This is a genomic window from Streptomyces sp. NPDC002690, assembly GCF_053592415.1.
In genome coordinates, this window is record NZ_JBSFVR010000372.1 from 1 (window position 1) to 7365 (window position 7365).

Below are 7365 nucleotides of genomic sequence, written 5' to 3' on the forward strand. Positions count from 1 at the left end.
CCCGAGGCGTTGGGGTGCAGAGGAGCCGCCGGGGTCTCGGGCGCGAACGTCTCGATCCAGCGCGGACCGGTCGGCCCCGCCTGCTGGGGCTCGGCAAGCTGCGCGAGCTGGGTCACGAGGACCTCCCCGACGCCCTCGCCCGCCTTGAGGCGGCCGGCGCGGACGAGTCCGTCGTCCGCTACGTACGCCACGTGGTCAGCGACAACGCCCGGGTGGAGCAGGTCATCGCGCTGCTCGACGCCGGGGACGTACGCGCGGCGGGCCCGGTGCTCACCGAAGGCCACACCTCGCTCCGCGACGACCTGCGGGTCTCCTGCGAGGAGCTGGATCTCGCCGTGGCCACCGCGAACGCGGCCGGGGCGCTCGGCGCCCGCATGACCGGCGGCGGTTTCGGCGGCTCGGCGATCGTGCTGGTCGAGGAGTCCGACGCGGAGGCGGTCACCAAGTCCGTGCTCGACGCCTTCGCGGCGGCCGGTCACGCGGCCCCGGGCATCTTCGCCGCGGTCCCCTCGCAGGGCGCGCGCCGCCTGGTCTGACCGCCCGGCCCGCACCGCACCCGCGTGTCACGAGCGCCGGGACCGGCCCACCGGCCGTGTCCCGGCGCTCTGCCGTGCGCGCGGGTGGTGCCGTGCGGGCGGTGCCGGGCGTACGAGCAGCGCTCCGGGGGCGTGCGCGAGGGCCGGGGCCTGTTCCGTGTGCCCCCCCCCCCGACCGGCGCAGAATGCGCCCTCATTCGTCCACTTCCGTCCCACGACGGGACAGGAAGCACCCTTTGAACGCCGGGGACGGTCGTTTCCGCGAATCAGCTTCCCGGTTCCCCGTACGCCCGTACGCTGATGCGCAGCACCGGTGGGGGCCGGTGCCGTTCAGGGGCCGAGACGGGCGGTGCGGCACCCGGGTACGGACGGCGGCTCGGCACGCGCGGCGGTGCCGGGCGGACGGTCCTCCCTCTGCGGGGCCCGGGCGTCACGACCGCCCCGACGCGTTCCCACCCGGGTCCGGCCTCAGGACGGCGGCCCGGGACCGTTCCGCTGGGGGGTAGACGTGGCCCGTATCCGGGTGCTCGTGGTTGACGACCACCGTATTTTCGCCGAATCGCTCGCCGCGGCGCTCGCCGCCGAGCCGGATGTCGACGTGGCCGCCGCAGGCAGCGGCCCGGCCGCACTGCGCTGCCTCGACCGCGCCGTGACCGAGGGCCGCGCCTACGACGTGATGCTGGTGGACGCGGAGTTGGGGGGCGGGGCGTCGGCGGGCGGGGTCCCGCAGCAGGGCGGCCCGGTCGACGGGATCTCCCTCGTCGCGGGGGTCCGTGAGGGCCGTCCGGGTGTCCGCACGGTGGTGCTGGCCGAGCGGGACGACCCGCGCCGGGCGGCGGCGGCGCTCCAGGCGGGTGCCTCCGGCTGGGTCGCCAAGGACTGTTCCCTGCAACGCCTGTTGGCGGTCATCCGTGGAGTGCTGCGCGGTGAGACCCATCTGCCGCCGGCCCTGCTCACCGGCGTACTGCGGGAGTTGACGGCCGCGCGCAAGCACCGCACCGAGAGTGAACTGCTGGTGGAGTCGCTCACCCCGCGCGAGCGGGAGGTGTTGCGCTGCATGGTCGCGGGGCTGGGGCGCAAGGCGGTGGCGGAGCGGCTCTACCTCTCGCCGCACACGGTCCGTACCCACATGCAGAACGTGCTGGGCAAGCTCGGGGTGCATTCGACGCTGGCGGCCGTGGCCCTGGCCCGCCGGGCGGGCGTGGGGCCGGTCGACCTGGCGTCCGAAGTGGTGGAACTACCCGGGGACGTTGTCGAACGGGGCGGTCAACTGGCGTAGCAGGTTGGCGAGTTCGCCGCGCTGACGCGGGGAGAGTTCGCCGAGGATGGCGCGTTCCTGGTCGAGCAGTCCGGCCAGTGACTGGTCCGCCTTGTCCCGCCCCTCGGCGGTGAGCCGGACCAGTACCCCGCGTCGGTCGTTGGGGTCGGGGAGCCGCTCCACCAGGTTCTTCTTGGTGAGCCGGTCGATGCGGTTGGTCATCGTGCCCGAGGTGACCAGGGTCTGCGTGAGCAACTGGCCGGGGGAGAGCTGGTACGGGGCGCCGGCCCGGCGCAGCGACGTGAGGACGTCGAACTCCCAGGGCTCCAGGCTGTGCTCGGAGAACGCGATGCGGCGGGCCCGGTCGAGGTGGCGCGCGAGGCGCGACACCCGGCTGAGGACCTCTAGTGGTTCCACGTCGAGGTCGGGGCGCTCGCGGCGCCATGCTGCGACCAGACGGTCGACCTCGTCCTCCATGTCGATCAGTGTAGAGGGTCCCTCGACATGAAGTCTCTTGGTCTCAAGTGTCTTGACGTCAAGATAATCGATGGAGATGCTGACGGCATGAGCGAATCCGTCTGGGACCCCGGTCAGTATCTCCGCCACGCCGAGCACCGCGCGCGCCCGTTCCTCGATCTCCTCGCCCGGGTGGGCGACCTCCCCGGCGGCTCCCGCCCCCGCATCGCCGACCTCGGCTGCGGACCGGGCAACGTCACCCGCCTCCTCGCCGACCGGTGGCCCGGGGCCCGGATCACCGGGTACGACAACTCCCCGCAGATGCTGGAGAAGGCCCGCGCCCACACCACCGCCTCGCTCGACTTCGCCGAGGCGGACGCGGCGCACTGGGCCCCCTCGGAGCCGTACGGCCTGATCGTCTCCAACGCCCTGCTCCAGTGGGTCCCCGGCCACGCCGACCGTTTCCCCGCCTGGCTGGACGGGCTCGCTCCCGGCGGCACCCTCGCCTTCCAGGTACCCAGCAACTTCCAAGCCCCCAGCCACGCCCTGATGCGCGGACTCGCCGAGTCCCCCCGCTGGCGGAGCCGCCTCGGCGGCCTGCTGCGCCACGAGGACGCGGTCCTGGAGCCCGCCGCCTACTACGACCGGCTCACCGCCGCCGGATGCGTGACGGTGGACGTCTGGGAGACCACGTACCTCCAAGTCCTGCACGGCGACGATCCGGTGCTCGACTGGGTCAGGGGCACCGGCCTGCGCCCGGTCCTCGCCGCCCTCGCCGACGACCCCGAAGCCCTAGACGCCTTCCTCACCGAGTACCGGGACCTGCTGCGCACCGCCTACCCGCAGCGCCCGCACGGCACCGTCTTCCCGTTCCGGCGGATCTTCGCCGTCGCCCGGAAGGGCGAGGCGTGAGCGCCGCACCGCCGTTCCGCGGCGCGGACGCCGGGTAACCGGCGAAAAGCCCTCGACGGAGCGCCCCGCCCCGGTGCAGGCTCTGTACCCGTGACGACGACGAAGCGGTCCCTGGTCCTGATGTCGGCCCGGAACAACGCCGCCTGGTGCGCGGTGATGAGCCGCACCCACGGGGTGCCGGGCGAGTTCGGGGCGCTGGCATGGGCGGCACCGGTCCGCACACCGCCCTACTACCCCGACGCGGTGACCCTGGTGCCCGGCGCCGATCCGGCCGAGGTCACCGGACGCATCGACCTCACCGCGCCCGGCGCCACCGTCAAGGACAGCTTCGCCGACCTCGACCTGACGGCGGCCGGATTCCGGGTGCTGTTCGAGGCCGAGTGGATTCACCGCCCGGCCGGCCCGCCCGCCGCCCTCTCCGACGCTCCGTGGGAGGTGGCCGAGGACCCGGACGCGGTACGTGCCTGGGCGGACGCCTGGGACGACGGCGGCGGCGACGCGGACCTCTTCCGGCCCGCCCTCCTCGACGACTCCGGCACCTTCCTGCTCGCCGCCCGCGCCCCGGACGGCCGGATCACCGCAGGGGCGGTGGCGAGCCGCAGTGACGGCGTGCCGGGCGGGGGTGTGCTCGGCCTCTCCAACGTCTTCGCCCGGCACGGCGGCACCGACGCCGCCTGGCCCGGGGCCCTGGACGCGGCACACCGGCTCTTCCCCGGGCTGCCGGTGGTCGGCTACGAACACGGCGAGGAGCTCGACACCGCCCTGCGCCACGGCTTCACCGCCACGGGCCCGCTGCGCGTCTGGCTGCACGGCTGACAGGTCTCCCGACGCCCGGCCCGTACACGGCACCGTGCTCCGATCCACCACGAATCGTGGGGCGGCCCATAAACTGGGAGCAGGAGGTGCCCAGTGACGGTCATGGAACACCGGCCGCAGATGCGGTCCGAGGAGTTCGAGCGCATCGCCGCAGCCGCCGAGCGCGAGGGCGTCCGCCTGGAGTTCGTCCACGGCAGGCTGGGGGTCAAGGCCGTGCCCGACGGCGACCACGACGAGATCATTCGCTGGCTCACGCGGCGCTGTATGCAGCACCGCCCCGAACTGTGGCTCTACCCCGAGCGCGGCCTGAAGATCGAGACCTACCGCAACGGCAACGCCAAGCCCGACGGCACGCTCGCACCCGAGGGAGCCTTCGCCGGCCAGGGTGAATGGGCCTTCCCCGATCAGGTCCTCATGATCGTCGAGGTCACGTCCTACGACGCCGACACCGACCGGCGCGACAGGGAAGAGAAGCCCGCCGCCTACGCCGAGACCGGCATCCCGGTGTATCTGCTGATCGACCGTGACACCTGCGAGGCCCTCGTGTACAGCGAGCCCGACGCCGGTTCCTACACCAAGATCCTGCGCCGCCCCTTCGGCAAGACCATCGAGATCCCCACCCCCGTCGGCTTCGCCCTCGACACCGAACCGCTCAAGGACTGGGTGCGCTGACCGTCCGGCCGTACGGCGAAGGGGTCCCGCCACTCAGGTGGCGGGACCCCTTCCGCGTGTGTACGCGACCTTGCCTCAGCTCTTGCGGTGCCCTATCAGCCGGGGCTTGGACTCCAGGTTCTCCAGGCCGTGCCAGGCCAGGTTCACCAGGTGCGCCGCCACCTCCGCCTTGCGGGGCTTGCGGACGTCCAGCCACCACTGGCCGGTGAGGGCCACCATGCCGACCAGCGCCTGCGCGTAGAGCGGGGCCAGCTTCTGGTCGAAGCCGCGGGCCTTGAACTCCATGCCCAGGATGTCTTCCACCTGCGTGGCGATGTCGCTGATCAGCGAGGCGAAGGTGCCCGTCGACTGGGCGACCGGCGAGTCCCGGACGAGGATGCGGAAGCCGTCCGTGTACGTCTCGATGTAGTCGAGCAGCGCGAACGCCGCCTGCTCCAGCAGCTCACGCGGGTGCCCCGCGGTGAGGGCGCCCGTCACCATGTCCAGCAGCTGGCGCATCTCCCGGTCGACCACGACGGCGTACAGGCCCTCCTTGCCGCCGAAGTGCTCGTACACCACCGGCTTGGAGACCCCGGCGCGCGCCGCGATCTCCTCCACCGAGGTCCCTTCGAACCCCTTGTCGGCGAAGAGGGTGCGACCGATGTCCAGCAGCTGTTCGCGTCGCTCCTTCCCGGTCATCCGGACCCGCCGGGTCCGGCGCGCGGGGGGAGGGCTGCTCTTCTCGCTGCTCGTGCTGCCGTCGGTCGCCACGGTGACCATCATGCCGCGTCTGCGGGCACGGCCTTGCGCCGGGACTCCTTGCGTCGTGAGTCGATGCGGTCGGCGTCCGGCCACCGGACGTCGTACGCCCAGCCGAATTGTTCGAACCAGCGGATCAGCCGGGCGCTGGAGTCGATCTGTCCGCGCATCACCCCGTGCCGGGCGCTGGTGGGGTCGGCGTGGTGCAGGTTGTGCCAGGACTCGCCGCAGGACAGTACGGCCAGCCACCACACGTTCCCCGACTTGTCGCGGGACTTGAAGGGGCGCTTGCCCACCGCGTGGCAGATCGAGTTGATCGCCCAGGTGACGTGGTGCAGCAGCGCCACGCGGACCAGCGAACCCCAGAAGAACGCCGTCGCCGCACCCCACCAGGACATCGTCACCAGACCACCGACCAGCGGCGGGATACCCAGCGAGATGATCGTGAAGGTCAGGAAGTGGCGGGAGATCGCCCTTATGGCCGGGTCCTTGACCAGGTCGGGGGCGTACTTCTGCTGCGGGGTCTGCTCCTCGTTGAACATCCAGCCGATGTGCGCCCACCACAGGCCCTTCATCAGGGCCGGCAGGGTCTCGCCGAAACGCCACGGCGAGTGGGGGTCGCCCTCCGCGTCGGAGAACCGGTGGTGCTTGCGGTGGTCGGCGACCCACCGCACGAGCGGGCCCTCCACCGCCAGCGAGCCGGCCACGGCCAGCGCGATGCGCAGGGGGCGCTTCGCCTTGAAGGAGCCGTGGGTGAAGTAGCGGTGGAAACCGATCGTGACGCCGTGGCAGCCGATGTAATACATCGCCACCATCAGCCCGAGATCGAGCCAGCTGACGCCGTGGCCCCAGGTCAGCGGGACCGCCGCGACCAGGGCCGCGAACGGCACCACGATGAAGAGGAGCAGCGCGATCTGTTCGATCGACCGCTTGCTGTCGCCGCCCAGCGTGGCGGACGGGAGAGGGCCGGGATCGGGTCCTGCCGGGGGGTCCGGCTGGTCGGTCAGATCGGGGCTGATGGTCATGTGATCCCCCGGGGGGTGAGGAGAACAAATCGGAATCGACCTTGGGCTACGGGACCGTAACCTACGGGATCGTAAGTACCGCCGTGACGCGGCCCACACCACCAGACCACGTTCTGTGCGCCGTTCGTGGTATCCCCTGCCCCCGTACGGGTAAAGCCTGTACGGATTCCGCTGCCGGATGCTCCGCCCGTCCCACCCTTTGAGGCCACCGGACGCGCCGACGCCGGTGACACATATCCTTGAAGGGTCGGACAGCGCGGTCCGCACCCCGCTCGTCCCGGGGGCGGCAACAGCACGCTGCGGCCGTTGGCCCCGGATTCGTGCTCAACCACTGCAAGGAGCCGCACACTGTGAGCAGTGCCGACCAGACCCCTGCCGCCAGCAGCCCCGAACTGCGGGCCGACATCCGCCGCCTCGGCGACCTGCTGGGCGAGACCCTGGTACGCCAGGAGGGCCCGGAACTCCTCGAACTCGTCGAACGCGTTCGCGCCCTCACCCGCACGGACGGCGAAGCGGCGGCCGAACTTCTCGGTGACACCGACCTGGAGACCGCGGCGCAGCTCGTGCGCGCCTTCTCCACCTACTTCCACCTGGCCAACGTCACCGAGCAGGTGCACCGCGCCCACGAGATGCGTGACCGGCGTGCCGCGGAGGGCGGGCTCCTCGCCCGTACCGCCGACCGCCTCAAGGACGCCGATCCCGAGCACCTGCGCGAGACGGTCAAGAACCTGAACGTGCGGCCCGTGTTCACGGCCCACCCCACCGAGGCCGCCCGCCGCTCGGTGCTGAACAAGCTCCGCCGCATCGCCGCCCTGCTGGAGACGCCCGTCATCGAGGCCGACCGGCGCCGCGTCGACCTGCGGCTCGCGGAGAACATCGACCTCATCTGGCAGACCGACGAGCTGCGCGTCGTCCGCCCGGAGCCGGCCGACGAGGCCCGTAACGCCATCTA

At 72.1% G+C, this 7365-nt stretch carries 8 protein-coding genes and 1 pseudogene; 6 read left to right on the plus strand and 3 right to left on the minus strand.

All coding sequences use genetic code 11. The features are described 5' to 3' along the window. Window positions 1–77: 77 nt before the first annotated feature. Together ACWD3D_RS30780 and ACWD3D_RS30785 are read left to right on the plus strand one after the other, a co-directional pair. A pseudogene (locus ACWD3D_RS30780) lies at window positions 78–536 on the plus strand (galactokinase); the annotation flags it as partial. 508 nt (window positions 537–1044) lie between these two features. Continuing rightward, a complete protein-coding gene (locus ACWD3D_RS30785) occupies window positions 1045–1815 on the plus strand; it encodes a response regulator transcription factor (RefSeq protein WP_451464031.1) in 771 nt (256 codons plus the stop codon). Here ACWD3D_RS30785 and ACWD3D_RS30790 read toward each other — a convergent pair. Then, entirely contained in the window at window positions 1774–2271 is a 498-nt protein-coding gene (locus ACWD3D_RS30790; protein ID WP_451464032.1) for a MarR family winged helix-turn-helix transcriptional regulator, read from the minus strand. The two genes, ACWD3D_RS30785 and ACWD3D_RS30790, sit on opposite strands and share 42 nt — an antisense overlap. An 87-nt stretch (window positions 2272–2358) precedes the next feature. Between ACWD3D_RS30790 and ACWD3D_RS30795 the strand changes: the two genes are divergently transcribed. The 3 genes from ACWD3D_RS30795 (at window position 2359) to ACWD3D_RS30805 (ending at window position 4650) form a co-directional block, all read left to right on the plus strand. Continuing rightward, a complete protein-coding gene (locus ACWD3D_RS30795; protein ID WP_451464033.1) occupies window positions 2359–3162 on the plus strand; it encodes a trans-aconitate 2-methyltransferase in 804 nt (267 codons plus the stop codon). A 90-nt stretch (window positions 3163–3252) separates the two neighbouring features. Continuing rightward, the gene (locus tag ACWD3D_RS30800; protein ID WP_451464034.1) at window positions 3253–3978 is read left to right on the plus strand and encodes a hypothetical protein; all 726 of its coding nucleotides are present in this window, start codon (window positions 3253–3255) and stop codon (window positions 3976–3978) included. Window positions 3979–4071: 93 nt separating this feature from the next. Then, window positions 4072–4650, plus strand: coding sequence for a Uma2 family endonuclease (locus ACWD3D_RS30805; RefSeq protein ID WP_451464035.1), 579 nt, complete (start codon window positions 4072–4074; stop codon window positions 4648–4650). Window positions 4651–4725: 75 nt separating this feature from the next. On the opposite strand, the gene ACWD3D_RS30810 is transcribed toward ACWD3D_RS30805, so the two are convergent. Continuing rightward, window positions 4726–5412: a TetR family transcriptional regulator gene (locus tag ACWD3D_RS30810; RefSeq protein ID WP_451464036.1), complete on the minus strand. Its 687-nt coding sequence runs from the start codon at window positions 5410–5412 to the stop codon at window positions 4726–4728. Then, entirely contained in the window at window positions 5409–6413 is a 1005-nt protein-coding gene (locus ACWD3D_RS30815) for an acyl-CoA desaturase (protein WP_451464037.1), read from the minus strand. Before ACWD3D_RS30815 ends, ACWD3D_RS30810 begins: the two co-directional genes overlap by 4 nt. A gap of 350 nt (window positions 6414–6763) precedes the next feature. Here ACWD3D_RS30815 and ACWD3D_RS30820 point away from each other — a divergent pair. Further along, the coding region (locus ACWD3D_RS30820) for a phosphoenolpyruvate carboxylase (protein ID WP_450771946.1) at window positions 6764–7365 on the plus strand (602 nt) is incomplete at its 3' end.

Excerpts from the sequence above, each read along its gene's own strand:
- ACWD3D_RS30790 (WP_451464032.1), bottom strand. The coding sequence starts at position 2,271 with ATGGAGGACGAGGTCGACCGTCTGGTCGCAGCATGGCGCCGCGAGCGC.
- ACWD3D_RS30795 (WP_451464033.1), top strand. The coding sequence starts at position 2,359 with ATGAGCGAATCCGTCTGGGACCCCGGTCAGTATCTCCGCCACGCCGAG.
- ACWD3D_RS30810 (WP_451464036.1), bottom strand. The coding sequence starts at position 5,412 with ATGATGGTCACCGTGGCGACCGACGGCAGCACGAGCAGCGAGAAGAGC.
- ACWD3D_RS30815 (WP_451464037.1), bottom strand. The coding sequence starts at position 6,413 with ATGACCATCAGCCCCGATCTGACCGACCAGCCGGACCCCCCGGCAGGA.